This is a genomic window from Streptomyces bluensis, from assembly GCF_014650715.1.
GTDB lineage: Bacteria > Actinomycetota > Actinomycetes > Streptomycetales > Streptomycetaceae > Streptomyces > Streptomyces bluensis.
In genome coordinates this window covers 48,813-74,967 of record NZ_BMVM01000025.1, presented here as the reverse complement: position 1 = coordinate 74,967, position 26,155 = coordinate 48,813, and the positions used below count along the sequence as shown (strand labels likewise).

The window sequence follows — 26,155 nt, the reverse complement described above, 5'->3', positions numbered from 1 at the left end:
GCCCTACGGTGAACGCGACGTACGGGATCAGGCCACCGACGTCCCGTACATCTCGCCGAGCGGGTCGGCGATCAGTTCGAGGCGGGCGCCGTCGGGGTCGCGGAAGTAGATCGACGTGCCGCTCTCCTCCTGGTGGTCCACGCCCGCCGCGACGATCTTGTCGCGCAGGCGGTGCCAGGTGGCGGGTTCGACGGAGATGGCGACGTGGTGGAGTCCGCCGAGGACCTCCGCGTAGGGGCCGAGGTCGAGGCCGGGGAAGTCGAAGAAGGCGAGCAGGTTGCCGTTGCCGAGGTCGAAGAAGAAGTGCGTGGAGCCCTGGTAGTCGCGGTTCTCGATCATCTCCGTGAGGGGGAACTCCAGCAGGTCCTGGTAGAACCGCACCGTCCGCTCCACGTCCGAGGAGAGCAGCGCCACATGGTGCACACCGCGGGCGCTGCTCGCCGGCCGGTCCGCCGTCAGGTGGCGGTCCCGGATGCGGGCGCGTTCCGCCTCGATCGCCGCGAGGTCCGCAGGTTCCACGTGAAACTCCTCAGCACAGGCAGTTTGGTTTTCAATCAGTCGCCGCCCGTTCACTTTAGGGCCGTGCGGCGCCCGGTCAACCAGGCGCGCGCACGGGCCCCACGTGGACGGAGTTCGGGTTCCGTTGGTTACCCGTGGGGGTCGCAGCAGCCGTCCCTGCGCATCCGCTGCCCCACCCCGAGCCAGTCGTCCTCCGCGGCCGCGGTCCGGCGGGCAGAGGGTTCGAAGGCGGTGACCAACTCCTCGGTGGTGTACGGCACTCCGCCCCGCAGCACCGAGACGGTGCGGACGAGGGTGGCGAAGTCCGTGAACGGGTCGCCGTCGACGACGGTCAGGTCCGCGAGCCGGCCCTCCTCGACGGTGCCCAGGTCACGGTCGACACCGAAGAGGCGGGCGGGCAGCACGGTCGCGGTGCGCAGGGCCTCGGCCGGGGACATGCCGCCCCGGTGCAGGGCGCGCAGGCCCAGGTGGAGGGCGAGGCCCACGGGGACCAGCGGCTGGTCCGTGCCGAGGGCGACCAGACCGCCGGCGGCCAGGATCCGCCGGTAGATGTCGGTCTCCGTGCGCAGCGTGGCGAGTTGGGCGTCGGTGGGCGGGACACCGGCCGACTGTTGGACGGCGGCGGCGTCCCAGGGAGGCATCACGACGGTGACGCGGGGGTCGTCGGCGAGGGCGGGGTCCGCGCCGAGCAGGGGTGCGGAGGTGAAGGGGGTCGCGATCAGGGAGAAGCCGACCCCGCGTGCGCCGTAGACCTCGACGACGTCCTGGTAGGCGCGGCCCGTGGCGGTGATGGCGTGACCGAACTCGGCACGCTGGGTGGCCTGCAGATGGGTGGTCAGGTCCTGGCCGACCTGGACTCCCGGTGAGAGCAGATGGCCTCCGGTCCGCACGCCGAGGCGCTCGTGAGCGAAACGGGCGGCCTCCTCCATGACCCACGTGGGGGCCCGCACATAGGTCTTGACGAAGTCCCAGTCCAGCGCGGCGGCCCGCTCCAGCGAGCGGCGCAGTCCCTGCCGGGTCCGGTGGGCGCGGCCCATGCTGTAGGCGACGCGTGCCCCGTCGAGGAGTTCACCCGTCGTCAGCAGCCGGGGTCCGGCGAGCTGCCCGGCGGCCACCGCCTCGCGGATGCGGGCCTGTTCATGGGCGAAGCCGCCGAGTGAGACGGCGGTGGTGATGCCGTAGGTGAGCTGGCCGGCACTCTGGCGTCCGCCGTAGGTGGTCTGCCAGGGGTGGGTGTGCGTGTCCCACAGTCCGGGGACGACAGTGCGTGTGGAGGCGTCGATGCGCCGGAGGGCGGCGCGCCGGCCCGTGCGGTGGGGCTCCACCGCGGCGATGCGTCCACCGCGTACGACGATGTCGACGTCGTCCCGGACGTCCTCTCCCGTGCCGTCCCACAGGCGCCCCGCATGCACCACCGTGTCGGCTGGGGTGGGCCGGGAGCCGTCCAGGGGCACACGGACGGTGCGGGCGGGGCCGCCGTCGGCATCGACGAGCCGCAGCCGGGTGCCGGACAGGTACAGCAGGGTGCGGGAGTCGCCGGACCAGGAGGGGTGGTCGGCCGGTTCGGTGGTGAGGGTGCGCAGCTCGCCTCGTGGGGTGCCGTCGGGTTCGACGGGCAGCAGGCACAGCGCGGACTCCACGATCACCGCCATCCAGCGGCCGTCGGGCGACCAGACGGGCCCGGAGTCGTACCGGTCGGCGATGGACGTGTGGGGTGCGACCGTGTGGAGGCGGTCGGTGCCGGTGGTGCTGTCGACGAGCCGGATGACGTTGTAGCCCTCCCGGAAGCGCGCGCCCAGCCGGTTGCGGTCACAGAGAGCGAGGTGGCGGCCGTCGGGCGACCAGCTGGGGCGGCCGGGCAGTCCGCCGCCGCCGAGAGGGGAGGCCAGGACGTGTTCCTCGCCGGATGCCAGGTCACGGACGACGAGCTGCCCGGTGAGGTCGAGGCAGGCGAGGCGCTGCCCGTCGGGTGACAGCGCCGGAAACACCCGGCCGCCGGTCGCGAGGGCCGTCTCCTCGCCGGTGGCGAGATCGTGCCGGTACACGCCGAGGAGCCCGTCACGGTCGTCGGCGTGGACGAGCGAGCGCCCGTCGGGTGCCCAGGACGGGGCGAGCAGATACCGCGTGGGCGCCGACCGCCGCAGCCGCCGGGGTGGACGTCCGCCCGAACTGCCCGCGAGCCACAGCGAGTTGAGGGCCGCGAAGGCGATCTGCCGGCCGTCGGGCGACAGCGCGGGCAGGTGGACGCCCCGCACGGGACGTACACGCCCCTCACCCAGGTCGTACTCCTTGGTGCGGTACCGCGGACGTCGTACGGGAAGCACGCCCTCGAAGGGCACGGTCTCCGGCTCCCGAGGTCTGTCGGGCCGTACGAAGGTGAAGGCGCCGTCGACCGTGAGCAGCAGCTCGCCCGCCGGTGTCCAGCGCGGCGGCACCGGAGCGATGTCCCCGTCGACGGGAACGGGGCGGCCGTCGACGACGAGGGTGCAGGAGCCGTCCGGGGACGCCGTGGTGCGCAGGTGGGCGAGGCGGCCGTCCGGAGCGAGGGCGGGGGTCATGACCTGGGCGGTCTCGGTCTCGGTGTGCCGGACGGTGACCGGGCCGGTGCCGTCGGCGGGGACGGCGGCGATCGTACGGGCCTGAAGGCTGACGCCCTGGGCGGTGGTGAGCGTCTTCGCGCGGACGAACAGGATGCGGGTGCCGTCGGGTGACCAGGTGGGGTCGAAGTCCTCCCACGGGCCGTCCTGGAGGGGCCCGTCCTGGCCGGGCAGTCCGGTGACGCGAGTGATCCTGCCGGTGGTCAGGTGGAGGACGTGAACGCGGTACGGGCTGCCGTCCACCGGGTCGCCGCCGCGCTCGGAGGCGAAGGCGATCCGGGTGCCGTCGGGTGACCAGGCCGGGCCGCGGTCGTCCCACGGGCCGTCCGTGCGCTGCCGCAGGCCGGAGCCGTCGGGGCGGACCGTCCAGATGTGGAATCCGCCGCCCCGGTAGGCGCAGAACGCGATGAGCGCGCCGTCCGGGGCGTGGGTGGGCCGGTTGGGTTCAAGGTCCGCAGGGGTCAGGGGGCGGGCCGGGCCGCCGGTGCGCGGCAGGGACCACAGGACGCTCTGCACCTCGGCGACCAGGTGGCCGCCGACGGGTGAGAGGGTCGCCGAGCCGTTGGTGGCACGGGTGAACGTCAGGGAGAGGCCGGTGCGCGGTCGTGCCGCCGCCGGGGCCGGGACCGCTCCCACGAGGGGGACGGCGCCTGCGGCGGCGAGGAGCTGACGGCGCGTCGGACGGAAGGCGGCAGTGCTCCGATCACGGTCCATGGCAGTGCACGCTGGCGCATCACCGACCCACGGGCAACCCCGCCATTCACGCCATAGGGTGAGGCATCAGTCGGTGATGGTGTGGCGCCGGCGCACCCACAGGGGCAGGACGAACCAGCACAGCAGATACCAGGCGACGACCCCGGCCACCACCCACGGCACGTAGTCGCCATGGGTGGCCACACGCAGGATCAGCAGCAGCGCCGAGGTCATCGTGGCCAGCAGGAGCAGGAGGCCGGCCAGGGTCAGCCGGGAGGCCCAGGTCACCGCCTGGGGCTTGATCCGCCGTCCGGAGACGAGCCGGTGGAAGGAGACCGGACCGATCAGCGCGCCGGTGGCGGAGGCCCCGAGGACCACCGTCACGATGTAGATCGTCCGGTCCGTCTGCGACAGTTGCGGGTAGCGGGCCGTGAAGACGACGGTGAGCAGGAAACCGAACAGGATCTGCACGCCCGTCTGGGCCACGCGGACCTCCTGGATGAGGTCGCTCCACATGCGGTCGGCCCGCTCCTCCTTCGTCTCGTCGCGGCCCCGGATCCGGCCCCTGCCCCGGGCCATGTCGTCTGCGCTGTCGGACACCGTGTCCCTCCCGGCTGCGTCGGTCTCCTGTGGCCGTGCTCAGCCGCTTGATCTCATGAAGGGAGTACGGGCGGCCCGGCCTTCCAGCACGAGCTGCACCTGGACCTCCTGGTCACCGGGGATGGCGCCGACCTCCTGGACGGTGAACGACTCCTCCAGGGCCTCCCGCAGATGCCGCACCGCGAGCGGGCTGCCCTGGACGTCGGCGAGCACGGGGCCGGACAACGGCACGGGGTGCGGCTCGTGAGGGTGACCGGTCGGGTGCGCGGGGTCGTCGAGCAGATCGAAGGTGCCCGTCCACACGGTCGGGCGGTCGCGGTCCGCCTCGTGCGGTTCCTCGCCGACGCAACGGTCCGAGGAGAAACAGGTGCACAGGGTGTCGAACAGGAGGCCGGCGTCATGCGCGGAGCAGTCGCTGAGCACCACCTGGACCTGTGACACGGGCATGGGCGTCAGGTTCACGAGAGTCCTCCCTGGCGTGGGCGGGCACCGTGCGGGTACCCCCAGCGTGCGACCGAAACGGGATCCGCGCATGTCCCCTTGCGCCTCGCTTGTGCTTCCCTGGTGATTCATGGCGAGCGAGGGGCAGGGCTCATGGATACCTGGACGTGGGTGATCGTGGTCGCCGCGGTGCTCGCGGCCGTCGTCCTCGCGGCGGCGGTGGCGCTGCTGGTCCGGCTCGTGCGGGCACGGCGTGACCTGCGTCGTGCCGGACTCCCGGACGGACCACGCTGGGTCTTCTGGGGTGCGGTGCTGTATCTCGTCCTGCCGGCCGACCTGCTGCCCGACCCCGTCTACCTGGACGACGTCGGGGTCCTGCTGCTGGCGCTCAGGTCCCTGCGGACGACCGGGGTGCAGGCGCCGGAGAGCGAGACGGGAACATCCCTGCGCAAGTGAGAACCAGCGGCGGACGGCGCCCGCCACGGAACCGGTCGACGAAAGGACGGCGAGCGCGGTGACACCGCGCTCGCCGCACCCTCCGACAACGGACACCGTGCTCACCACCACGGCGAGCACGCTGGAACCGGCCTGCCTCAGTCGCTCGTCAGGCTGATCCCCAGGACGTCCAGGACGCCGTACACGCCGAGGAACACGATGGCCGCGCTGCTGAGGACGAGGGCCGCGGTGAGCCCGGCGCTCGCGCGGAAGCGGCGTTCGATTCCCGTGGCGCGCAGCCGCCAGACGGCGACGACCACGGCCAGCAGGAAGACACCGCCGCCGATGCCGCCGATCTGGACCATGAGGACGGGTGACTGCACGTACAGGAAGGACGCGGCCCACACGGGCGGCAGGCAGAGGGTGAGGATCTGGATGGTGCGGCGGCGGACCTGGACGTTCCGCCAGTCGATGACGCCGAGCAGGCCGAGCGTGTTGGTCCACAGCCGGGGCACGCTGGCGGTCGAGCCGATGAGGGTGGAGAAGAGGACGGCGACGGCGCCCGCCAGGAACAGGTACTCGGCCCAGGGTCCCATCGTGTCGGTGTAGATGCGGGACAGGGTGGTGATCATCGAGTTGCCCTCGGGCACCAGGTTCTGCGGGTGCAGTACGGCGGCGCCGATGACGTAGAACGAGAGCGTGCACAGGGTGCAGACCAGCCAGCCGGCGGCGACGTCCAGGCGCATCACCTTGAGCCAGCCCTCGGCACGCCGCGCCCGCTCCTCGGTGCCGTCGTCGGGGCCGGTCCAGCGGGCGTAGCCCTTCTCGATGCACCAGTAGGTGTACGTCGTCATCTCGTCGGCGCCGACGCCGGTGATACCGAACATGGCGAGCGCGATACCGACGGTTCCGGCCGGGATGAGGAAGCTGAGCCCCTCACCCAACTCGCTTCCCCCGTAACCGAATTCGGTGGCCGGCAGACCGAGGGCGAGGCCGACCGTGGCGATGGTGAAGACGATGACGCAGGTGACACAGATCTTCTCGACGACGCCGTACCTGCCGGTGCGCAGCATGAGGACGGCCGAGCCGGTGACGATGACGGTCCATACGGCGAGGGAGCCGAAGCCGAGTGCCTCGCCGGTGATCGGCCACAGGATGGAGCAGGCGGCCGCGGTGCCCCCGATGATGCCGCCGCGCTGGAACATCTTGGCGAAGTCCATGCCGATCCACAGCCAGTTGATCCAGCCGATGGGGCCGATGCGCGGAGCGACCTCGCGGTACCCCTCCAGGGCGGTACGGCCGTTGAGGATGGTCCAGCGGGCCAGCTCCATCTGCACCCACACCTTCACGGCGGTGCTGACGATCACCAGCCAGAGCAGGGCGAATCCCGCTCTGGCGCCGAGCGAGGTGGTGACGATGAGCTCGCCCGAGCCCACCACCGCCGCCGACAGCACGAAGCCGGGGCCCAGGTGGCGCAGCCGCCCGGTGAAGGTGGTGGGCGCCTCACGGACGTCCTCGGCACGCAGGGCGTACGGGTCGTCGGGGACGCCGGGTGCCGTGGCGCCGGGTGTCGTCCGGGGCGTCGACGGCGTTGTCTGAGACATGACTGGTCCTCGGGATCGGCCCGGCGTCGTCGCCGGGCTCAGGGGGCCGGTGAAGTGCGAGGGCTGCCTGTCGGGGATCAGGTGGCGGGGCGGAGCGGGGGTTCTCCCGCGAGGACGCGTACGACGTCCTCGGCGACCAGGACCCCCATGGCGCGGTTGGCCTCGGGGGTGCAGGCCGCCATGTGCGAGGTCAGCAGGACGTTGGGGGCGGTGCGCAACGGGCTGTCCGCGGGCAGGGGTTCGTGGGCGAATGCGTCGAGTGCTGCGCCGCCCAGGTGCCCGTCCGTCAGCAGCGCGGCGAGAGCCTCCTCGTCGACGAGACCGCCGCGCGCCGCGTTGACGAGCAGGGCGCCCGGCTTCATGGCGGCGAGGCGTTCGCGGCAGAGCAGGGGGCCTGCCTCGGGGTCGGCGGGCAGGTGGAGGCTCACCACGTCGGAGCGGGCGAGCAACTCGTCCAGACCGACGCTCTCCGCGCCCGGGGTCTTGGTCACGAACGGGTCGTGGGCGAGCACGGTCATGCCGAAGGCGACCGCGTAACCCGCGAGGAGGCCTCCGATGCGGCCGAAGCCGACGACGCCCAGGGTGCGCCCGGCGAGTTCGGGGCCGAACAGCTTGGGCCACTCCCCCGCCACGACCCCGCCGTGGGAGGCCGTGATGCCGCGGCACGCGGACAGGAGGAGTCCGAAGGTGTACTCGGCCACCGCGCGGGAGTTGCTGCCGGGCGCGCACACCACGGGGATGCCCCGGGCGTGGGCGGCGGCGAGGTCGATGGTGTCGACGCCTACACCGTGCTTGGCGATGACCTTGAGGCGGTCGGCCGCCTCGATGACCTCCGCCGTGATGGTGTCCATGCCCACGATGAGCGCGTCCACCGTGCCGATGCGCGCGAGGAGCTCGGCGTGGGGCAGCGCGGTGTCCTCCGACGGGCGGAGCGGCCCCGCGCCCGCCGACGCGAGGATCTCCCAGGGATCGGGCGAGTGGCGGGCGAAGGTGGGGGTGGTGATGAGGGTGGTGGAGGAGGCAGTGGGGGCCCTGGGGGTGGTGGGGGCGGTGCCGGTCATGCGGGGAACTCCCTGTCCGTCCACTGCGGGCTCAGCCGGACGTACTGGATGGTGCGGCGGTGGTGCGTGTACGCGATATGCACGGTGCCGTCCGGTGTCTGGGTGATCGACGGGTACGACAGCTCGCGGTTCAGGCCGTCGCGGGAGTTGTTGGTGAGGCAGTGGCCGTCGCCGGTCTCCAGGTCGTGGCGCTGGGGCCAGGTCCGGCCGCCGTCGGAGGAGACGGCGAGGCTGAGGGGGGCGCGAGGGGCGCCCCAGAAGGCGTCGCCGGAAGGCTCGGCCGCCTCCTTCTGCTCCCCCTTCTGCCCGCCCTCCTGCTCGCCGGTTGCCTCGTCCTCGATGTCGTCGTACAGCGACACCCTGCGTGCCACGGCGTCCGCCGCGCTGCTGTGGTTGTACGTGAGGGCGAGGCGGCCGTCGGAGAGGACGGCGTACTGGATCGAGGAGTTGTTGTTCGGCAGGGCCAGCGGCTCCGGCTCGCTCCAGGTCTCCCCGCCGTCGTACGACACGCTGCGGTGCACGGCGTCGGCGCGGCGGCTGCGGAAGAGGGCCAGGAGTGAACCGTCGGGCAGGGGGCGGATGTTCATGTGGACGAGTCCGGTGGAACCGGGCACCGGGCGCTCCCGCCATGTGGTGCCGCCGTCGTCGCTGATCATCACGGCGCTGGTGTCACGATCGCCCGTCCAGGGGGCGTCGGGTGGCGCGACGCAGCGGAAGACGGGCAGCAACAGCCTTCCGGTCTCCGGGAGTTCGGTGACGGGCTGGCGAACGAAGACGCCTCCCTCGAAGAGGGTGCGCGGGGGTCCCCAGGTGGCGCCCCCGTCCTCGCTGACGCGCAGCCGTACCTCGGCCGTCTCCTGCCGGCCGCCGAGCTGGGCGGTGTGCAGGAGCCACAGGTCGCCGGAGGGGGCGGGGAAGAGGAGCGGGTTCTGTTCGGAGCGGCCGGCGTCCTCGGAGAGCCGGACCGGGTCCGACCAGGCGTCCGCGCCCGGGTCCAGCCGGGAGAACCACACCGAGATGTCGGAGACCCCCTCCAGGGTCCCCGCGAACCAGACGCACCCCAGAGCGCCGCCGGGCAGCACGGTGAGGTTGGCGGCGTGGTTCTGCACGGCGGGGGCGGCGAGGTGGGCTTCGGCGCGGCCGGGTTGGCCGGGGTGGGGGCGCAGGACTCCGTCGGCGACGACGGGTGCGGGTGCGTCCACGTCCGTGCTCGCCTCCGTGCCCTTTTCCGTGCCCGTCATCGGGTTTCGCCCTTCGCGCGCGCCGCCTGAAGATGCCCGGCGGCCACCTGCTCCAGATGCACCAGGTCGCAGGCCACGGTGGCGAAGGTGAAGCCCTCGGCGATTCGCTTGGCCGCGGCGGTGCCGTCCGGGTTGTGGATGCCCGCCGCGATACCGGCCGCGGCCGCCGCCGTCCGCACCCTGACGAGTGCGGCCTCGAACTCGGCAGCGACCGCGGGGTCCGTGGAGGTCGCCCCGCCGAGCGCGATGCGCAGGTCGGAGGGGCCGACGTAGACGCCGTCGAGGCCGTCGGTGGCGCAGATCGCCTCGACGTTGGCGAGCCCTTCCGCCGTCTCGATCATCGCGAGGACGACGGTCTCCCGGTGGGCGTCGGCCGGGTTGGGGCCGATACGGAGCCCCGAGCGCATCGGCCCGTACGAACGGTTTCCCAGCGGGGGGTAGCGCACGGCGGCCACCGCGTCGGCGGCGTCCTGGGCGTTGTCGATCAGCGGAACGATCACACCGGCGGCGCCCGCGTCGAGGGCCTTGCCGATCGGCATGGGGTCGTTGGCTTCGACGCGGACCAGCCCGACGGCGGTGGAGCCCTTGGTGTCGATCGCCGTCAGCGAGGCCAGCACACCCGCGTACTCGATGAGGCCGTGCTGGGCGTCGAGGGCGACGTAGTCGTAGCCGAGGCGGGCGATGCGTTCGGTCGAGACCGGGGAGTCGAGGACGCACCAGTAGCCGACGAGCGGTTCACGGGCCCGCAGGAGGGCGGCGAAGGCGGCGGCGGTGCCCGGGGCGGGGGTGCCGGGAACGGCGTTCATGACGTGCTGGCTCCTTGGAACGGAGGGGCGACAGGGCGGTGGGACGGTGGGCTGGTGGAAGGTCAGCGGTTGTACGCCGGCATCGGGCCTCTCAGCCGCGCGCCGACCTCGTCGCAGGCGGCGGTGACATCGGCGGGCAGGGGGCCGGCCTGGGCGGCGGCGATGTTGGCGCGGAGGTGTTCGGTCCGGGAGCCTCCGAGGAGCAGGGCGTCCGTGGAGGGGCGGTCGAGGAGCCAGCGCAGGGCGAGCTCGGTGAGCGGAAGGCCCGCCCCCTCGGCGATCTCGGTGAGCTGCGCGACGGCGGTGAAGAGGCGCTCGTCCCAGTACCGTTCCCGGTACATCCCGGCGAGCCGGGAGTCGCCGAAGCGGCCCGACCCGGGCGCGCTGTCGAACCGGTGACGCCCCGTCAGCAGGCCGCCACCGAGCGGGTTGTAGACCATGGTGGCGAGGCCGGTGACGGCCGCGTACTCCACGTACTCCTCCTCGATGCGGCGCGCGAGGAGGTTGTGCAGCTGCTGGGCGACGACGGGGCGCGGGGCGCCGACCTCGTCGGCGGTGCGCACCAGCAGGGCGATCTGCCAGGCCGCGTAGTTGGAGACGCCGAGCGCGCGGATCTTGCCCTCGGCGGCGAACTCGGCGACGGTGGCGAGGGTGTCGGCGATCGGGGTCCCGCGGTCCGGCTGGTGGAGGTAGAAGAGGTCGACGTGGTCGGTGCCGAGGCGCTTGAGGCTGCCTTCGAGGGCGGCGCGCAGTCCGGCGGGTGACAGCGGGGCGTGATCGCCCTGGTCGGGGTGCGGGATGCCCGCCTTGGTGGCGAGGACGATCCGGTCGCGGCGGCCCGGCAGCAGCTCGCCGAGGAGGCGCTCGCTCTCGCCGCGCGCGTAGCCGTTGGCGGTGTCGACACCGGTGATGCCGGCGTCGAGGGCCGCGTCCAGCATGGCGGCGGCGCCCGCGCGGTCGACCGTGTCGCCGAAGGTCATGGTGCCGAGGACCAGGCGGGAGAGGGGGACGGGTCGGTCCGGCAGGGAGATGGCGAGGGGGACGCCGGTGGTCACGTGCGGTTTCCTTCCAGTACGCGGCGCGGTTTCACGCCGTGGATCGCGGTCGGGTCGAGAGCGGCGCGGCGCAGGGCCCGGGTGTAGGGCTCTGCGGGCGAGGCGAGGACGTCCGCGGTGGGGCCGGTCTCGACGACGCGGCCGGAGCGCATCACCACCACGTCGGTGCTGATCTCGCGTACGACGCCCAGGTTGTGCGCGATGACGAGGTAGGCGATGCCGGTCTCCTCCTGCAGGTCCCGCAGCAGACCGAGGACCTGGGCCTGTACGGAGACGTCGAGCGCGGAGGTCGCCTCGTCGCACACGAGCAGGTCGGGGCGGGAGGCGAGGGCGCGGGCGATGCCGATGCGCTGGCGCTGTCCGCCGGAGAAGTCGGCGGGCCGGCGGTCGAGCGCGGACGTCGGCAGGCCGACCTGGTCGAGCAGCTCGGCGGCGCGCCGGGCCCGTTCGGTCCGGTGGGACACACCCGCCAGGCGCAGCGGCTCGGCGACGATCTGCTGGGCGGTGAGGTGCGGGTCGAGGGAGCCGTAGGGGTCCTGGAACACCATCTGGACGCGTCGGCGCAGCGGGCGCAGCCGCCGTTCGGGCAGGGTCGCGATGTCCGTGCCGTCCAGCACGATGCGTCCGGCCGTCGGCTTCAGCAGCCGTACCAGTGCCCGTGCGAGTGTCGACTTGCCGCAGCCGGACTCGCCGACGACCGCGAGCGAGCCGCCGCGCGCGAGCCGGAACCCGACCTGGTCCACGGCGCGGAGGGGGCCTTGCCGGGTCGGATACTCGACGACGAGGTCCTCCACGGCGAGCAGGGTGTCGTTCATGAGGCTGCTCCCTCCACGAGGGGTTCGTCCTCGTCCCAGGCGCCCAGGCGGGGCACGGCGGCGAGGAGGTCGCGGGTGTAGGGGGCGGCGGGCCGTGCGACGATCTGCTCGGCCGGGCCGGACTCGACGAACCGGCCGTCCTTCATCACGTGGATGCGGTCGGAGACGAGCCGGGCCACGCCCAGGTCGTGGGTGATCATCAGCATGCCGATGCCGGTGCGTTCCTGGAGCTCCATCAGCAGGTCGAGGACCCCTGCCTGCACGGTGGCGTCCAGCGCGGACGTCGGCTCGTCGGCGACCAGCAGGTCCGGCTCCCCGGCCAGTGCGATCGCGATGAGGATGCGCTGGAGCATGCCGCCGGAGAACTGGTGCGGGTACGCCTTCCAGCGGGTCTCCGGTTTGGTGATGCGCACCCGGCCGAGCAGTTCCACGCCCTTGTCGCGGACCTGGGCGCGGGTGAGCTCGGGGTGGCGCAGCCGGATCGCGTCGCCGAGCTGGCGGCCGACGGTGTGCACCGGGCTGAGCGCGGTCATCGGGTCCTGCGGGATCAGCGACACCGTGCGCCCGCGTACGGCACGGGCGGCGTCCGGGTCGGCGAGGACGTCCCGCCCGGCGATCCGCACGCTGCCCGACAGCACGGCGAGCCCTTCGGGCAGCAGCCGCAGGACGCCCATCGCGGTGGTGGACTTCCCCGAGCCCGACTCTCCGATGAGGGTGACGGTCTCGCCGTGGCGGACGGTGAAGCTCACACCGTCGACGGCCCGGACGACCCCGCCCGCGGTGACGAGCTCGATCTGGAGGTCGGTGACGTCCAGCAGCGGCTGGTCGTCCTGCCCAACGGTCGTTCTCTGTGTCATGCTCCCGCTCCCTTCCTCCGCCGTGTGCGGTCGCGCAGTCCGTCGCCCAGCAGGTTCACCCCGACCACCAGCAGTGCGATCACCAGCCCGGGCAGGGTGACGAGCCACCATGAGGTGGTGATGTACGCCTGGCCGTCGGAGATGATCCGCCCCCAGGTCGCGAAGGGCCGCTGCGGTCCCGCGCCGAGGAAACTGAGCGCGCTCTCCAGCAGCACGGCCTGCGCCAGCAGAAGCAGTACGACGAGGCTGGCGGGCCGGACGACATTGGGGATGACGTGGCGCAGCAGCACCTGCCAGGCGCGCAGGCCGAGGACGCGGGCGGCGGCGACGTACGGTTTCTCCCGCTCGACCAGGACGAGCGACCGGGTCAGCCGGGCGACCTCCGGCCACTGGGCCACGGCGATCACGCAGGTGATGACGGTGACGGACGGCCCGAACAGCGCGACGACCAGGAGCAGCATCATCAGCAGCGGCAGTGCGAGCTGGGCCTCCAGGAAACGGGAGACGAGCGCGTCGATCCAGCCGCCGAAGAACCCGGCCGCCGCCCCGGCCGCGATGCCGATGAGCCCGGAGACGAGCACGGCGAGGACGCCGACCGTCAGGGACACCTGGCCGCCGTGCAGGATGCGGGACAGCAGGTCGCGGCCGAGCTGGTCGGTGCCCAGCAGATGGCCCTCGCTCAGCGGAGGCAGCCGCCGCCGGGACAGGTCCTGGGCGTTCGCGCCCGGCAGGGGCAGCACGTTCGCCAGCGCCACGGGCACCACGACGAGTGCGGTGCAGACCGCTCCGGCCCACAGCTTGACCTGGGCGCTGCGCCGGGTGCGGGTGGCGGTGGCGCGGGCGAGGTCGCGTGGGGTGACGGCGCTCGGCCGTTCGGTTTCTATGGCCGTACTGCTCATGGCTCAGGCCGCCTTTCCGAGGCGTACCCGCGGGTCGAGCAGCGGGTAGGCGAGGTCGACGAGGAGTTGGACGAGGATCGCGAGGGTGGCCGTGACCAGCACGGTCGCCTGGATCAGCGGGTAGTCGCGGGTCTCCAGGGCACGCACGACGAGCGAGCCGACGCCGGGCCAGCCGAAGACGACCTCGACGACCACGACACCGTTGAGGAGCGCCGCGAAGCGCGTACCGAGCGCGGTGACCAGCGGTACCGCGGAGTTCCCGAGGGCGTAGCGCCAGGTCAGTGCGTGTTCGGAGACTCCGCGGGAGCGGGCGACGGTGACGTACGGGGAGGTCAGTGCGGAGACCATCTCGCGCCGCACCAGCCGGGAGACCAGGGCGAGCTGGAGCACGGCGACGGTGAGGGTGGGCAGGACGAGTCCGCTCCAGGTGGTGAAGCCGGAGGCGGGCAGCACCGGGAACAGCACGGCGAACACCGTCAGCAGCATCACCCCGGTCCAGAAGTCCGGCATCGACTGCCCCGCGATCGTCATCACGTTGGCGCCCAGTTCCCGCTTGGTGTCGGCGCGGCGCGCCATCCACACACCCAGGGGGACGGCGACGAGGGTCGTGACCGCGAGGGCCGCGACGGCGAGGGTGACGGTGTAGGGCATGCGGTCCATGACCACGTCGAAGGCCGGGGCGTGGAAGGAGTAGCTCGTTCCCAGGTTCCCGGTGAACAGGTCGCGCAGGAAGATCCCGTACTGGGTGAACAGCGGGTCGTCCAGGCCGAACTCCGCCCGGATGCGGGCCAGGTCGGCGCTCGATGCGGAGGGGGGCGCGTACGCGGCGGCCGGGTCGCCGGGGGCGAGCCGCACCAGCAGGAACACCGTGGTCAGGGTGAGGAAGACGGTCAGCAGGCTCTGGCCGAGACGGCGGGCGAGATAGGTCGGCACGGGTCAGCCCTCCAGCCGTACGGCGGACAGGTCGTACGAGTTGAGCGTCAGCAGGTCCAGGTCGCGCACACGGTCGCGGCGGGCGAGGAGGGTCTTCGGCGCGAACGCCCACAGGCAGGGCCAGGTGTCCCAGATGGTGTGCTGCACGGCGACCAGCTTCTTGTTCCGCTCGGTGGCGTCGACCTCGACGGCCGCGTCGGAGAGTTGCTGCTCGATGTGCGGGACGACGAAGCCCATATAGGTGTCACGGGTGCGTTCCTTCTCCGCTGTGCCGCCGTACATGCCCTGGAGGGAGGTGAGGGCCTGGCCGGTGGTGCCGGGGAAGCCGTTGCCGATGACGTCCCAGTCGCCGCCACGTCCCTGACGCCACTTCAGGATGTCGCCGCCGGGCTGGAACTGCTGGAGCCGGGCGCGTACGCCGATCTCCTGGAGCATGTCGACGACGGCCTCCATGACGGAGGTGTCGGCGGCGAACTCACCCGACTCCCAGATGATTTTGATCCGCACGTCGTCCGCGCCCAGCGACTTCAGCAAGGACTTCGCCTTCGCGGGGTCGTAGGTGTAGGAGCCGGTACGGACCGCGCCTTCGAGGGCGAGGGGGACGACACCCTCGGCGGGGTCGGCGGAGTCGGTGAGGACGTCGCGGATGAGGGACTCGCCGTCGATGGCGTACGTCAGGGCGCGTCGGACCCGGGGGTCGGCGAGCGGATGCCCTTTCGGCTTGCGGAAGTTGAAGAAGAGCTGGCAGATACGGACGCCGGAGGTCTCCTGGACGGTGACGCCGGGCAGACCGGTGAGCTGTTCGGCCGAGTCGGGCGTGAGGGTGTCGACGACGTCCAGTTCGCCGCTGCGCAGGGCGATGACCCGGCTGGCCTCCTCGGGCACGAAGCGCACGCGGACGGTGTCGACGTGCGGCCGGGGCCCCCAGTACCTGGTGTTGCGGGCGAGGGTGTACTCGCCGGCGCCGCCGTTGGCCTTCACCACCCGGTAGGGGCCGGAGCCGAGGCCGCTCTGGAGTTCCTCGGGACGGTTGGCGGCGGCCGGGGTGATGTGGATGTTGGCCATCAGGCGGTCGAGGACGGGCACGGGGCGTTCGGTGCGCAGCCGGAAGGTGCGCTCGCCGGTCGGCTCGACCGTGGGCAGTTCGGGGAACAGGCCGAGGATGAAGGAGCCGTTGACCTTGGCGTACATGCGCAGGGCGGTCGCGACGTCCTCGACGGTGACGGGGCTGCCGTCGGAGTAGCGGACGCCCTCACGCAGACGGACCGTCCACGCGGTGGGCTCCGTCATCTCGAAGCGGTCGGCGAGGACGTGCTGGACCTTCATTCGGGGGCCGATACGGGTGAGGGCCTGACGGACGGCGCGCTGCACGGTGATCGCCGCGTCGAACTGGTTGAGCTTGTTGTCCAGGCTCACCAGCGAGCGGTTCAGGCCGAGGGTGAGGGTGCCGGGGCCGGGGGCTCCGGTGGGACCGGCGCACGCGCTGAGCGGGCCGAGGGCGAGCCCGGCTCCGCCGAGGGCGCCCCAGCGCAACAAGGTGCGGCGGCTCGGCGGCTCGTGCTCGGGGGATGCACTCTGGGGAGATGGGGTCATCGTCGACCTTCTTGCTTTCCGTGGGCGACCGGCTCCGGTAGTTCCCACCCGGTCCGGCTCGCGAGGGTGCCGGGCCGGCCGGGCTGATCCGGTCCGGCGGGCGACGAACAGGTGTCGCGCCGGAAAAGGTGGCACGGCTGCGCGAAGTGCGCAAGGGGTCTCGCGCGAATCGCGCAACTCGTGTCATCATCGGTGCCCGAGAGGCCGTCCCGGTCGTCCGAGGAGGTTCCCGTGTCCCCTCACCGTGTGCTCGCGCTCGCCGACGATCTGTCGGGTGCCGCGGAGACCGCGATGGCGCTGCGCCTGCCGAGCCGGATCGTGCTGGGGGCGCCCGCCGGCGGCCTCTGTGCCGCAGACGGGACCGCAGCTCTCCCCCCTGCGGGTGAGAGCGTCGTGGTCGACCTCGACAGCCGGCAGCTGCCCGCCGCGCGTGCCGCGCGCTCGGTGCGGGCCGCCGTCGCCGCGGGCGCCACCCACGCCGGAGTGCTGTTCAAGAAGGTGGACTCGCTGCTGCGCGGCAACCTCGCCGCCGAGACCGCCGCGTACGCGGCCGGGGCCCGGGGTGTGGTGATCGCGCCCGCGCTGCCGGTCGCGGGCCGCACCGTGCGTGGCGGGGTCGTGCACCTGCGGGGAGTCCCGCTGCACACGACGGACGCCTGGCGGGCCGAGGGCCGTCCCCCGCCGCGCTCCGTCTCCCACGCGCTGCTCGGCGTACCGACGGCGCTCGTCCCGCTGTCCGTCGTACGTGGGGGTGCGCTGACCGATCAGCTGCGTGCGTGTTTCGCGCAGGGACAACACCCTGTGTGCGACGCGGAGACGGACGAGGACCTGAACCTGATCGCCGGAGCGGCGCACGAACTCGGGCCGGACGTAAGGATGCTGGGCACGGGAGGCCTCGCCGCCGCGCTGGGCCGGCGGCTCGCGCCGGACCCGCAGACGACGACGCACCGCCCCAACGGCACAGCACGGCGGCCGCTGTTGGTCGTGGTCGGTACCGCCGAGCCCACCGCCGCCGAGCAGATCGCCCGGCTCACCGCCGTGGGTGCCCGGCATGTGCCCCTCTCCCCCGGCGAGCTCACGAGCTCCCCGGCCGGCCGGCTGGACATCACACCGCACGGCATCACCGTGGTCAGCCTCACCGGACCCGTTTCCCCCGCTTCCTCCCGCGAGCTCGTCACCGCGCTCGCCGCGGCCGTCGCCGGTGTGGCGGGCGACAGCGACCTCGTTCTCACCGGAGGCGAGACCGCCCGCCGCGTCCTGGACGCTCTGCGCATCACACAGCTGCGACCGGTCGCCGAGATCCATCACGGCGCCGTGCACTCCCATGCCCCGGACGGCCGTTCCGTCGTCACCCGCCCCGGCAGCTTCGGCGAGGCCGACTCGCTGTCACGCATCGCTCAGGCCCTGCGCCCCGAGCGCCCGCACCCCGCCCCGGTGCACTCCGTACGATCCCGTCTCCAAGGAGAAGTCCTGTGAACGCAGCCCCCACCGCCCCCACCGCCGACCGGACCGGCGCCACCCCACGCGCGCTCCCGGTCATCGCGGTGACCATGGGCGACGGCGCCGGTATCGGACCGGAGGTCGTGGTCCCGGCGCTGCTGCACCCCGACACGCTCCGCGACTGCCGTCCGGTGGTCGTCGGCGACGCCGAACGGCTGCGCCAGGCGGCCCGCATCGTCGGCGTCGACTGCACGATCGTGCCCGTGGAGAGCCCGGCGCAGGCCGAGTTCACACCGGGCCGCGTCAATGTCATCGACCTCGCCCTGCTCCCGGCGGACCTGCCGTGGGGAAAGCTGTCCCCGAAGGCCGGGGACGCCGCGTACCACTATGTGCGGGTCGCCGCCGAGCTGGCGATGCGCGGTGACGTGCAGGGCATCTGCACGGCACCCCTCAACAAGGAGGCGCTGCACGCGGCGGGCCACCTCTACCCCGGGCACACCGAACTCCTCGCCCACCTCACCGGGGTGGAGGAGGTGTCGATGATGCTGTCCACCCCGAAGGTGAAGGTCATCCATGTCACCACCCACATCGGCCTGATCGACGCCGTCAACCGCATCGAGCCCGGACTCGTCGAGCGCACGGTGCGGCGGGGCCACGAGGCGATGGTGCGCGCGGGAGTTCCGCAGCCCCGGATCGGTGTCTGCGGTATCAACCCGCACGCGGGCGAGAACGGGCTGTTCGGGTACGGCGAGGAGGAGGAGAAGATCGTCCCGGCGCTGGAGGTGCTGCGCGCCGACGGCATCGACGCCCGGGGGCCGCTCCCGGCCGACACCGCGTTCTTCCTCGCGTCACGCGGGGACTACGACCTCATCGTGGCGATGTACCACGACCAGGGCCACGGCCCGGTCAAGGTGCTCGGTATCGAGGCCGGGGTCAACCTGACGGTCGGACTGCCCGTGATCCGTACGTCCGTTGACCACGGCACGGCGTTCGACATCGCGGGGACAGGGCGCGCCGATGCCCGTAGCATGGTCGAGGCCCTGCGCCAGGCCGCCGAGATGTCGACCGCTCCGGCTGGCCGCTGACCACCCGGTCGTCCACTCCATCCGTGGCACCACGAGGCACCAGAGGACCCAAGGACTGATGTCTGCGATCGGATCGAAGGCGCGGCGCGACCAGATCGTCCACCTCGCCACCACCACCGGTCTGGCGAGCGTCGACGAGCTCTCGCAGCTGTTCGGGGTGACGGCCTCCACCATCCGCCGTGACCTGGCGAAGCTCACCACCGACGGGCGGCTCGCCCGGACCTACGGCGGTGCGATGGCGCTGTCCGCCCACCCCGAGGCGTCGCTGCGGCAGCGGACCGGTGAGGCGTTCGAGGCGAAGCAGGCCATCGCCCGGTGGGCCGCCGAGCAGGTGCGGCCCGGTGAGACGCTGCTGCTGGACGCGGGCTCGACGGTCGGCGCGCTCGCGCACGAGTTGCGCACCGCGGAGGATGTCACGGTGGCGACGACCGGGCTGACCGCGCTCCAGGCACTGGCCGATGTGGAGACCGTCCACGTCGAGTGCCTCGGCGGTACGCTCCGCCCGCTCAGCCAGGGCTTCGTGGGTCCGCTGACGGAAGCGGCCCTGGAGCGGATGACGTTCGACCGGGTGTTCCTCGGCACGGACGGTATCTCGCCCGAACTCGGCATCTGCGAGGCGGATCTGCGGCAGACCCGTCTCAAGGAGCTGATGGCCGCGCGTGCCGACCATGTGTATGTCCTCGCGCATGCGGCGAAGTTGGGGCGTCGGCCCTTCCACACCTGGACGCCGTTGGGCGAGGACTGGACCCTGGTGACCGACGTCGACGCCGACCCGGGCGTTCTGGAGGCGTTGCGTGCCCGGGGTGTGACCACGGTGGTGACCGAGCCGCAGCGGCACTCCGTCGCTCCGGTGTGATCGGCCGCCTCCGCCGGGCACGGCGCACCCGGCGCGACCTGTTTACGCCACGGTCACCGGATGCCGCACCAGCGCGTCGAACAGATAGCCCTGGGTGTTGGGCACGGCGGTGACCGGCTGGGTGTGGCCTGCCGTGTCGGTGGCGCGGGCCAGCAGGTGCGTCGCGCCGGGCGTTTCGGGCGTCCAGGGCAGGGACCAGCGCGTCCAGGTGTCGGCCCGCGGCCGGTCGTGGAGGCGGGCGGGCCGCCAGCTCGCCCCGTCGTCGGTGCTGACGTCGACCCGCGCGACGGCTCCCGCGCCCGACCAGGACCGGCCGTGCAGCACCTGCCCGTCGCCCACCGTGAACCTCGCGCCGCTCGCCAGCTCGAAGGCGCTCTTGGGGGTCTGCCGGGTGAGCGGCGCACTGCCCTCCTCCGGGTACGCGGAGCCGAACAGCCGGTAGAACGTGGTGTTCCACGGCGAGTACAGCGGCTGAGCGGACACCTCGATGTCGCCGACCCACTTGATCGACGCGATCCCCACCCACGACGGCACCAGCACCCGCACCGGGTACCCGTGGTCGTACGGCAGCGGCTCGCCGTTCATCTCGTAGGCGAGCAGCACGTCGTCCAGTGCCTTGGCCAACGGCAGCGGCCGGCGCACCCGGCCGAGGTTCTCGCCACCGCTGACGTACGCGGCGTCCAGGCCGCGCGGCTGTACGTCCACCGCGTGCGGGGACAGTCCGGCCCTGCGCAGCACGTCGGCCAGGCGCACCCCGCGCCAGCGCGCCACGCCGACCGCGCCGAGCGTCCAGGCGGTGCCGGTGACCGTCTCACCCTGCTGCGTCGTGTAGAAGCTGCGTCCGTTTCCGGCACACTCGACGAGCACGCTACGGGTGACGGAGGGCAGGGCCCGCAGGTCGTCGTAGCCGAACTCGACCGGTGTGTCCTCGCCGGGCGCGCCACGCAGTCCGTCACCCCACAGCCTCAGCCGCCAGTCGGCTGCGTCCAGGACGGGCGTCGCGGTGTGGTTGCGGACGAAGAACAGCTCGTTGGGCGTGTGGGGGCCGGTGCCGCGCAGCGCCTCCCAGCGGGTCTCGGCGTTGGTGCCGCGCTGAATGAACCACTCGGGGGGCAACGGCTTGACGATCGGTGAGTGGGCCGCGCGAGCCGAAGGCGCCGTGGGGGGCGTGGTGGCGGCGGCGGTCGCGGCGAGCAGGGTGAGGAGCCTGCGGCGCGTGACCCCGTCCGCTCTGGCCTCCCCGGCGAGCCACTGGCGCAGCCTGCGGCGGTCGTAGGCGGTTTCGTGGTGGGCGGCGGAGCCGGCAGCGGACATGGCAGGTCCTCCTCATCCATTTTAGGTACAAGGAAAGGTTCGGGCAGGGCACGGCGCACGCGCGGCCCGCGGCGAGCAGGGCCTACGGGACGCGGCCGTCGAAGGAGAGAACCGAGGGACAGCCGGTCAAACGGAAAGCCGACACAGCGCGGCGGCCACGCGTACGAGATCCACGGCGCGGCGGCGGGTCAGAGGCTCCAGCGGAGGCATAGCCGGGATGCAAGCACGTGGTGGGTGTCGGAGTCAACGGGCACGGGGCGCAGGGTGGTTGGGCCACTCCAGCGGGCGGCGCCGCGCCCCGCGCCGCTTCATGCGGGCAGCCGCGGCACGCTGTCGATGAGGCGGCGCGTGTACGGGTGCGCGGGGTCGCCGAGTACCTGGGCGGTGTCGCCGTGTTCGACGACGACACCGCGTTCAAGGACGGCGGTGCGTTCGCACAGGGAGGCGACGACCGACAGGTCGTGGGAGACCATGACGAGGGTGAGGCCGCGCTCCTGCTTCAGCTCGGCCAGCAGGTCGACCACCTTGATCCGGGTGGTGACGTCGAGCGCGCTGACCGGCTCGTCGGCGAGCAGCACCCTCGGGTGGCACACGGTGGCGCGGGCGATCGCGATGCGCTGGCGCTGACCGCCGGAGAACTCGTGCGGATAGCGTTCGGCGGCATCGGCCGGCAGCCCGACCCGCTCCAGGGCCTCGGCCACCTTGGGCTCCGCGGTACGCCGTGTGTCGAGGCCGAGCGAACGAAGCGGCTCGGCGACGATCCCGCCGACGCGCCGGCGCGGGTCGAGCGAGGAGTACGGGTCCTGGAAGACACACTGCACGCTGCGCCGGAAGCGGCGCATCTGCTCACGGTCCCGCAGGCTCAGCACGTCACCGTCGAAGCGCACGGTGCCGGAGGTGGGCCGGGCCAGGCCGAGCAGCAGCCGCAGCAGCGTCGTCTTGCCCGCACCCGACTCGCCGACGAGGGCGAGGCTCCGGCCGGACTCGACGGCGAGCGAGACGTCCCGGACGACCGGGGCGCCACTGCCCCGGTACCGCAGCGAGGCGTCGCTCAGCTCCAGTACGGGCGTCGTCTGCGGTACGGGCGTCACCACGCGCTCCTCAGGCTCTGGTACGGGTGTCATCGGGCGCGCCTGGTGTCCAGGGCGGACTCCAGCCGCCGGGCGCTTGCCACCAGTGCTGCTGTGTACTCCTCGCGCGGTCGCCGCACGATCTCGCGGACGTCGCCCTCCTCGACCGCCCGGCCGTCCTTCATGACCAGGACGCGGTCGGTGACCCGGGCGACGACCGCGAGGTCATGGCTGACGAAGAGGACGGCCATGTCCCGTTCGCGTACGAGCGTGTCGATCAGGTCGAGCATGTCCGCCTGCACGGACACGTCGAGCGCGGTGGTCGGCTCGTCGGCGATGAGCAGCTTCGGCTCGCAGGCCAGCGCCATGGCGAGCGCGACGCGCTGGCGCTGGCCGCCGGAGATCTCGTGCGGGAAGGCGCGGGCGATGCGGTCGGGCTCCGGCAGCCGCACCTGCTCCAGAGCCCGGGCGACCGCACGCTGGAGTTCGGCGCCCTTCAGGCCGCGCCGCCGGGCGAGGGGTTCCGCGATCTGCCGGCCGACGCGCATCAGCGGGTCGAGCGCGGTCAGCGGCTCCTGGAAGACGATGGCGGCGTCCGTGCCGCGTACGCGCGTGAGGTGTTTCTCGCGGGCGCCCACGATCTGGGTGCCGGCGAGTTCGATGCTGCCGGTGGCGGTCATACCGTCGGGGAGCAGTCCGAGCACGGCGAGGGTGGTCAGCGACTTGCCGGAGCCCGACTCGCCGATGAGTCCCCGTCGTTCGCCGCCCGCGATGGTCAGCGAGAGGTCGTCGACCAGGGTGTGTCCGTCCGTGGTGCGGATGGTCAGGCCGCGTATGTCGAGGAGGGTCATGACCGCCTCCGCCCGGTCGCCGGGTCGAGGGTGTCGCGCAGACCGTCGGCGACGAGGTTCACACCGATCACGAGCAGGACGAGCAGCACGCCGGGGGCGAGTGCGCCCGCGGGAGCCGTGGTGAAGGTGGCCTGGGCCTCCTGGAGCATGCGGCCCCATGAGGCGTTGGGCGGCGGCGCGCCCAGACCCAGATAGGACAGACCCGCCTCGGCGAGCACCGCGAGCCCGAACTGGAGCGCGAGGTTCACCACGAGGGTGGGCCAGATGTTGGGCAGGACGTGCCCGGCCACGATCCGCGGCCAGGACGTGCCGGACGTGCGGGCGGCCGTGATGTAGTCCTGCGCCAGCACCCGTTTGACGAGGATGCGGACGACCCGTGCCACGACGGCGCTCTGGGCGAGGCCGATGGCGAGCACGGCGGATCCCAGGGTGGCCGAGCGTGCGGCGACGATGAGCATCGCCAGCAGCAGCGTCGGGAAGGCGATCAGGATGTCGAGGAACGCGGACAGCGTGTCGTCGAGCCAGCCCTGCGCGAACGCGGCGAGCACGCCCAGCGTGACCCCGGCGACGGCCGCGATGAGTACCGATCCAAGGCCTGCCTCGACGGCGATCCGGGAGCCCGTCATCAGCTGCGTGAACAGGTCGCGGCCCAGCTTGTCCGTGCCGAGGAGATGGCCCGCGCCGGGCCCGGTGAGCCGTCCGCCGGAGGTGTCGTCGGGCGCGTACGGGGTCCAGAAGAGCGAGACCAGCGCGAGCAGGAGGATCATGCCGGACAGGACGCACCCGGTGATCAGCGTGACCGAGCGGCGGCTCACTGCCGACCTGCCCGGCCGCTTCGCGGACGCTGCCCGCGGTCCTTCATGCGGTGTCCGAACGATCTGCGTCATGGGGCGCCTCCCGAGAGCCTGCCGCGCAGCCGCGGGTCGATGATCCGCTGCACCAGGTCGGCGGCGAAGCCGATCAGCAGGACGGCGAGCGTGGACACGAACAGCACGCCCTGGATGACGGGGTAGTCGTGCTGGGCGATGCCGGTCGCGAGCATCGAGCCGAGACCCGGCAGCGCGTACACCGACTCCACGACGACGGCGCCGAGCAGCGTCGAGGCGAGCTCGATACCGAGGACGGACACCACCGGCACGGAGGCGTTGCGCAGCCCGTGCCGCCACATGGCCCGCCCGAACGACGAGCCCAGGGCCCGCGCCGTACGCAGATAGTCGCTGCCCAGGACGTCGAGCGTCGCGGACCGGACGTACCGGATCAGCGAGGCGCTCATGACCAGCGCGATCGTCACGACCGGCAGGACCAGGGAGCGGACGGCCTCGCCCGGCTGGTTCCAGCCGTCCGGCGGGAAGCCGCCGGCGGGAAGCCAGCCCGCGTTCAGCGCGAAGACGGCGACGAGGATCATCCCCAGCCAGAACACGGGTACGGCGATGCCCAGCTGGGACGCCCCGCTGAGCAGCGCGCCGTACCAGGTGTGCCGCTTGTACGCGGCGACGAACCCCGCCGGCACGGCGATGAGGACCGCCAGCACGAACGCGGCGAGCGTGAGGGGGACCGTCACGTTCAGGCGCGAGCCGACCTCGGGCCCGACCGGCAGTGAGCTGACGAACGACGTGCCGAGGTCGCCGGTCGCCACCTGGCCGATCCAGTGCGTGAACTGCTCGGGCAGCGGCCTGTCGGAGCCGATGGAGTGCCGTGCCGCCGCGATCTGCTCGGGGCTCGCGCCCACCGAGGTGAGCGCGTTGGCGGGGTCGCCGGGCAGCATGCGCAGCAGCACGAACAGCACCACGCTCGCCAGAGCCAGCGACACCAGCAGGAAGGCGAAGCGGCGCAGCAGGTAGCGCCCCATCAGCCCTTCTTCTTGATGTCGTAGGCGAAGAACTGCGAGTTCAGGCCGTTGAGCGGGTAGCCGGACAGCTTGCTGTTCGCGACCACGATCTGCGGGTACAGGTACAGCCAGTCGCTGGCCGCGTCCTCGGCGGTCTTGCGGTTCACCTTCTTCAGCAGCTCGGTCTGCTCAGCCGTGCTGGATGCCTGCTCGGCCTGCTCCACCCACTGCGTGACCTGCTTGTTGTCGTAGCCCCAGTAGAAGTCGGGATTGCCGTACCAGACCAGGTCACGGTCGTTGACGTGCTCCTGGAGCGTGGCCGTGAAGTCGCGGTTCTTGTAGACCTTCGTGTACCACTCGTCCGCCGTGATCGTGTTGATCTTGACCGTGATGCCGACCTTAGCGAGCTGGGACTTGATGAAGGTCGCCGCGGTCGGGTGCGGGTCGTAGTTCGGGGTGTCGAGGGTGAAGGTGAAGCCGTCCTCGTAACCGGCCTCCTTCAGCAGCTTCTTGGCGCGCGCGACGTCGTACGCGTTGACGTCGGTGAGGTCCTCGTACCAGGGGTCGGTGGGCGGCACCATGGAGCCGATGAGCTTGCCGTAGCCGCCCCAGACGGAGTCGAGGAGCTTCTTGTCGTCGATGGCGGAGGACACGGCCTGGCGGACCTTGACGTCCGTGAAGGGCTTCGCCTTGTCGTTGAAGGCGAGCAGCAGCTTGGTCGTCGAGTCGCCGTCGTTGACCTTGTAGTTCTGGTTGTTCTTGAACTGGTCGAGGGCGTCGGGCGACTGCTCGCTGGTGACGACGTCGACGGCGTTGGTCAGCAGCGCGTTGTTCAGCGCCGTGGCGTCCTTGTAGTAGTGGAAGACGACCTGCTTGTTGGCCGCCGCGTCGCCCCAGTAACCGGGGAACCGGTCGAGGCTGAGGGCGGAGCCGCGGGTCCACTTGTTCAGCTTGTACGGGCCGGTGCCGTCCTCGGTCGTCTTCAGGTTCTTCGCCTCGGAGTTGATGATCCAGACGTAGGAGAGGTTGTAGACGAACGAGATCGACTTCTGCGAGAGCGTGACCTTCACGGTCCTGGCGTCGGGCGTGGCGATGTCCTTGACGACCTCCAGGTTGCTCTTGCGCGCGGACTGCGAGTCCTCGGCGAGCACCTTCTCCAGGCTGTACTTGACGTCCTCGCTGGTCAGCGTCTTACCGCTGTGGAACTTCACGCCGTCGCGCAGGGTGAAGGTGTACGTGAGGCCGTCGCCGCTGACCTTGTAGTCCTGGGCGAGGAGCTTCTCGACCTCGCCGTCGTCCGTGAGCCTGAACAGCCCCTCGTAGACGTTGCCGTTGAGGGCCTCGGTGACGCCCTGGCCGCCGCCCGCGGTGTTGTCGAGGTTCTGGGGCTCGTAGAGCGAGCCGATGTTGACCGTGGCGTCCTTGTCGTACGAGCCGCCGGAGGCGCCGGCGCCGCCCGAGCCTCCGCCGCAGGCGGTGAGGGTGACGGCCAGGACGGCCGTCGTGGCGGTGCCGTACAGGGAGGTCTTCTTGATGCTCATGGGGATACACGCTTTCGTGCG

At 72.1% G+C, this 26,155-nt stretch carries 25 protein-coding genes; 4 read left to right on the top strand and 21 right to left on the bottom strand.

The features are described 5' to 3' along the window. Positions 1-27: 27 nt before the first annotated feature. The 4 genes from IE262_RS36025 to IE262_RS36010 all read right to left on the bottom strand — a co-directional run bounded on the left by IE262_RS36025 (position 28) and on the right by IE262_RS36010 (position 4,871). Positions 28-519: a VOC family protein gene (locus tag IE262_RS36025; protein WP_134042779.1), complete on the bottom strand. Its 492-nt coding sequence runs from the start codon at positions 517-519 to the stop codon at positions 28-30. Positions 520-647: 128 nt separating this feature from the next. Next, positions 648-3,830 (bottom strand): amidohydrolase family protein, encoded by a 3,183-nt coding sequence (locus IE262_RS36020; protein ID WP_189879678.1) that lies wholly within the window; start codon positions 3,828-3,830, stop codon positions 648-650. Positions 3,831-3,896: 66 nt separating this feature from the next. Next, on the bottom strand, positions 3,897-4,388 hold the full coding sequence (locus tag IE262_RS36015) for a DUF6328 family protein (RefSeq protein WP_134042835.1): 492 nt from the start codon (positions 4,386-4,388) through the stop codon (positions 3,897-3,899). 60 nt (positions 4,389-4,448) lie between these two features. Further along, complete coding sequence (locus tag IE262_RS36010; RefSeq protein WP_134042783.1) at positions 4,449-4,871, bottom strand: hypothetical protein; 423 nt, start codon at positions 4,869-4,871, stop codon at positions 4,449-4,451. A gap of 132 nt (positions 4,872-5,003) precedes the next feature. Between IE262_RS36010 and IE262_RS36005 the strand changes: the two genes are divergently transcribed. Then, positions 5,004-5,306 (top strand): DUF1232 domain-containing protein, encoded by a 303-nt coding sequence (locus tag IE262_RS36005; protein WP_134042785.1) that lies wholly within the window; start codon positions 5,004-5,006, stop codon positions 5,304-5,306. A gap of 137 nt (positions 5,307-5,443) precedes the next feature. Here the strand turns inward: IE262_RS36005 and IE262_RS36000 are convergent, their stop codons facing one another. The 10 genes from IE262_RS36000 to IE262_RS35955 form a co-directional block, all read right to left on the bottom strand. Continuing rightward, entirely contained in the window at positions 5,444-6,889 is a 1,446-nt protein-coding gene (locus IE262_RS36000) for an Nramp family divalent metal transporter (RefSeq protein WP_189879677.1), read from the bottom strand. Between the two features lie 77 nt (positions 6,890-6,966). Further along, positions 6,967-7,950, bottom strand: coding sequence for a phosphoglycerate dehydrogenase (locus IE262_RS35995; RefSeq protein ID WP_189879676.1), 984 nt, complete (start codon positions 7,948-7,950; stop codon positions 6,967-6,969). Further along, entirely contained in the window at positions 7,947-9,191 is a 1,245-nt protein-coding gene (locus IE262_RS35990; RefSeq protein WP_189879675.1) for a sialidase family protein, read from the bottom strand. The genes IE262_RS35995 and IE262_RS35990 overlap by 4 nt, the downstream gene beginning before the upstream one ends. After that, positions 9,188-9,997, bottom strand: coding sequence for an HpcH/HpaI aldolase family protein (locus tag IE262_RS35985; RefSeq protein ID WP_189879674.1), 810 nt, complete (start codon positions 9,995-9,997; stop codon positions 9,188-9,190). Before IE262_RS35985 ends, IE262_RS35990 begins: the two co-directional genes overlap by 4 nt. A gap of 62 nt (positions 9,998-10,059) precedes the next feature. Continuing rightward, positions 10,060-11,052, bottom strand: coding sequence for an aldo/keto reductase (locus IE262_RS35980; protein ID WP_229877852.1), 993 nt, complete (start codon positions 11,050-11,052; stop codon positions 10,060-10,062). Next, positions 11,049-11,867 (bottom strand): ATP-binding cassette domain-containing protein, encoded by an 819-nt coding sequence (locus IE262_RS35975; RefSeq protein ID WP_189879673.1) that lies wholly within the window; start codon positions 11,865-11,867, stop codon positions 11,049-11,051. Before IE262_RS35975 ends, IE262_RS35980 begins: the two co-directional genes overlap by 4 nt. Continuing rightward, positions 11,864-12,724: an ABC transporter ATP-binding protein gene (locus IE262_RS35970; protein WP_189879672.1), complete on the bottom strand. Its 861-nt coding sequence runs from the start codon at positions 12,722-12,724 to the stop codon at positions 11,864-11,866. The genes IE262_RS35975 and IE262_RS35970 overlap by 4 nt, the downstream gene beginning before the upstream one ends. Further along, entirely contained in the window at positions 12,721-13,623 is a 903-nt protein-coding gene (locus tag IE262_RS35965; protein WP_189879671.1) for an ABC transporter permease, read from the bottom strand. The genes IE262_RS35970 and IE262_RS35965 overlap by 4 nt, the downstream gene beginning before the upstream one ends. A gap of 3 nt (positions 13,624-13,626) precedes the next feature. After that, complete coding sequence (locus tag IE262_RS35960; protein ID WP_189879669.1) at positions 13,627-14,556, bottom strand: ABC transporter permease; 930 nt, start codon at positions 14,554-14,556, stop codon at positions 13,627-13,629. Positions 14,557-14,559: 3 nt separating this feature from the next. Further along, complete coding sequence (locus IE262_RS35955) at positions 14,560-16,149, bottom strand: ABC transporter substrate-binding protein (RefSeq protein WP_189879668.1); 1,590 nt, start codon at positions 16,147-16,149, stop codon at positions 14,560-14,562. Between the two features lie 231 nt (positions 16,150-16,380). Here IE262_RS35955 and IE262_RS35950 point away from each other — a divergent pair, with 231 nt between their 5' ends. The 3 genes from IE262_RS35950 to IE262_RS35940 are packed head-to-tail and all read left to right on the top strand — an operon-like array spanning position 16,381 to position 19,530. Then, positions 16,381-17,625 carry a four-carbon acid sugar kinase family protein gene (locus IE262_RS35950; protein ID WP_229877850.1) on the top strand — a complete coding sequence of 415 codons (1,245 nt, stop codon included), beginning with the start codon at positions 16,381-16,383 and terminating at the stop codon, positions 17,623-17,625. Beyond that, positions 17,622-18,674 carry a 4-hydroxythreonine-4-phosphate dehydrogenase PdxA gene (gene pdxA / locus IE262_RS35945; RefSeq protein WP_229877848.1) on the top strand — a complete coding sequence of 351 codons (1,053 nt, stop codon included), beginning with the start codon at positions 17,622-17,624 and terminating at the stop codon, positions 18,672-18,674. The genes IE262_RS35950 and pdxA overlap by 4 nt, the downstream gene beginning before the upstream one ends. A 58-nt stretch (positions 18,675-18,732) precedes the next feature. Next, a complete protein-coding gene (locus IE262_RS35940) occupies positions 18,733-19,530 on the top strand; it encodes a DeoR/GlpR family DNA-binding transcription regulator (RefSeq protein WP_134042803.1) in 798 nt (265 codons plus the stop codon). Between the two features lie 42 nt (positions 19,531-19,572). Here IE262_RS35940 and IE262_RS35935 read toward each other — a convergent pair whose 3' ends face one another. From IE262_RS35935 to IE262_RS35910, 7 genes are all read right to left on the bottom strand, one after another. Continuing rightward, positions 19,573-20,844, bottom strand: a complete 1,272-nt coding sequence (locus IE262_RS35935) for a sulfite oxidase (RefSeq protein ID WP_189879666.1) — start codon at positions 20,842-20,844, stop codon at positions 19,573-19,575. Positions 20,845-20,970: 126 nt separating this feature from the next. Continuing rightward, entirely contained in the window at positions 20,971-21,054 is an 84-nt protein-coding gene (locus IE262_RS40655) for a putative leader peptide (RefSeq protein ID WP_373305222.1), read from the bottom strand. Positions 21,055-21,152: 98 nt separating this feature from the next. Then, a complete protein-coding gene (locus tag IE262_RS35930) occupies positions 21,153-21,968 on the bottom strand; it encodes an ABC transporter ATP-binding protein (RefSeq protein WP_134042807.1) in 816 nt (271 codons plus the stop codon). Continuing rightward, on the bottom strand, positions 21,965-22,765 hold the full coding sequence (locus IE262_RS35925; protein WP_189879664.1) for an ABC transporter ATP-binding protein: 801 nt from the start codon (positions 22,763-22,765) through the stop codon (positions 21,965-21,967). Before IE262_RS35925 ends, IE262_RS35930 begins: the two co-directional genes overlap by 4 nt. Next, positions 22,762-23,652, bottom strand: a complete 891-nt coding sequence (locus tag IE262_RS35920) for an ABC transporter permease (protein ID WP_134042812.1) — start codon at positions 23,650-23,652, stop codon at positions 22,762-22,764. The genes IE262_RS35925 and IE262_RS35920 overlap by 4 nt, the downstream gene beginning before the upstream one ends. Then, on the bottom strand, positions 23,649-24,614 hold the full coding sequence (locus IE262_RS35915; protein WP_189879662.1) for an ABC transporter permease: 966 nt from the start codon (positions 24,612-24,614) through the stop codon (positions 23,649-23,651). The genes IE262_RS35920 and IE262_RS35915 overlap by 4 nt, the downstream gene beginning before the upstream one ends. Beyond that, positions 24,614-26,134 (bottom strand): ABC transporter substrate-binding protein, encoded by a 1,521-nt coding sequence (locus IE262_RS35910; protein ID WP_189879661.1) that lies wholly within the window; start codon positions 26,132-26,134, stop codon positions 24,614-24,616. Before IE262_RS35910 ends, IE262_RS35915 begins: the two co-directional genes overlap by 1 nt. Positions 26,135-26,155 lie beyond the last annotated feature (21 nt).

Coding starts and splice junctions, on each gene's coding strand:
- IE262_RS35990 (WP_189879675.1), bottom strand. CDS start 9,191: ATGACGGGCACGGAAAAGGGCACGGAGGCGAGCACGGACGTGGACGCA.
- IE262_RS35975 (WP_189879673.1), bottom strand. CDS start 11,867: ATGAACGACACCCTGCTCGCCGTGGAGGACCTCGTCGTCGAGTATCCG.
- IE262_RS36005 (WP_134042785.1), top strand. CDS start 5,004: ATGGATACCTGGACGTGGGTGATCGTGGTCGCCGCGGTGCTCGCGGCC.
- IE262_RS35910 (WP_189879661.1), bottom strand. CDS start 26,134: ATGAGCATCAAGAAGACCTCCCTGTACGGCACCGCCACGACGGCCGTC.
- IE262_RS36020 (WP_189879678.1), bottom strand. CDS start 3,830: ATGGACCGTGATCGGAGCACTGCCGCCTTCCGTCCGACGCGCCGTCAG.
- IE262_RS35930 (WP_134042807.1), bottom strand. CDS start 21,968: ATGACACCCGTACCAGAGCCTGAGGAGCGCGTGGTGACGCCCGTACCG.
- IE262_RS35970 (WP_189879672.1), bottom strand. CDS start 12,724: ATGACACAGAGAACGACCGTTGGGCAGGACGACCAGCCGCTGCTGGAC.
- IE262_RS36015 (WP_134042835.1), bottom strand. CDS start 4,388: ATGGCCCGGGGCAGGGGCCGGATCCGGGGCCGCGACGAGACGAAGGAG.
- IE262_RS35940 (WP_134042803.1), top strand. CDS start 18,733: ATGTCTGCGATCGGATCGAAGGCGCGGCGCGACCAGATCGTCCACCTC.
- IE262_RS35925 (WP_189879664.1), bottom strand. CDS start 22,765: ATGACCCTCCTCGACATACGCGGCCTGACCATCCGCACCACGGACGGA.
- IE262_RS35920 (WP_134042812.1), bottom strand. CDS start 23,652: ATGACGCAGATCGTTCGGACACCGCATGAAGGACCGCGGGCAGCGTCC.
- IE262_RS35915 (WP_189879662.1), bottom strand. CDS start 24,614: ATGGGGCGCTACCTGCTGCGCCGCTTCGCCTTCCTGCTGGTGTCGCTG.
- IE262_RS35995 (WP_189879676.1), bottom strand. CDS start 7,950: ATGACCGGCACCGCCCCCACCACCCCCAGGGCCCCCACTGCCTCCTCC.
- IE262_RS35985 (WP_189879674.1), bottom strand. CDS start 9,997: ATGAACGCCGTTCCCGGCACCCCCGCCCCGGGCACCGCCGCCGCCTTC.
- IE262_RS36000 (WP_189879677.1), bottom strand. CDS start 6,889: ATGTCTCAGACAACGCCGTCGACGCCCCGGACGACACCCGGCGCCACG.
- IE262_RS40655 (WP_373305222.1), bottom strand. CDS start 21,054: ATGCCTCCGCTGGAGCCTCTGACCCGCCGCCGCGCCGTGGATCTCGTA.
- IE262_RS35965 (WP_189879671.1), bottom strand. CDS start 13,623: ATGAGCAGTACGGCCATAGAAACCGAACGGCCGAGCGCCGTCACCCCA.
- IE262_RS35935 (WP_189879666.1), bottom strand. CDS start 20,844: ATGTCCGCTGCCGGCTCCGCCGCCCACCACGAAACCGCCTACGACCGC.
- IE262_RS35955 (WP_189879668.1), bottom strand. CDS start 16,149: ATGACCCCATCTCCCCAGAGTGCATCCCCCGAGCACGAGCCGCCGAGC.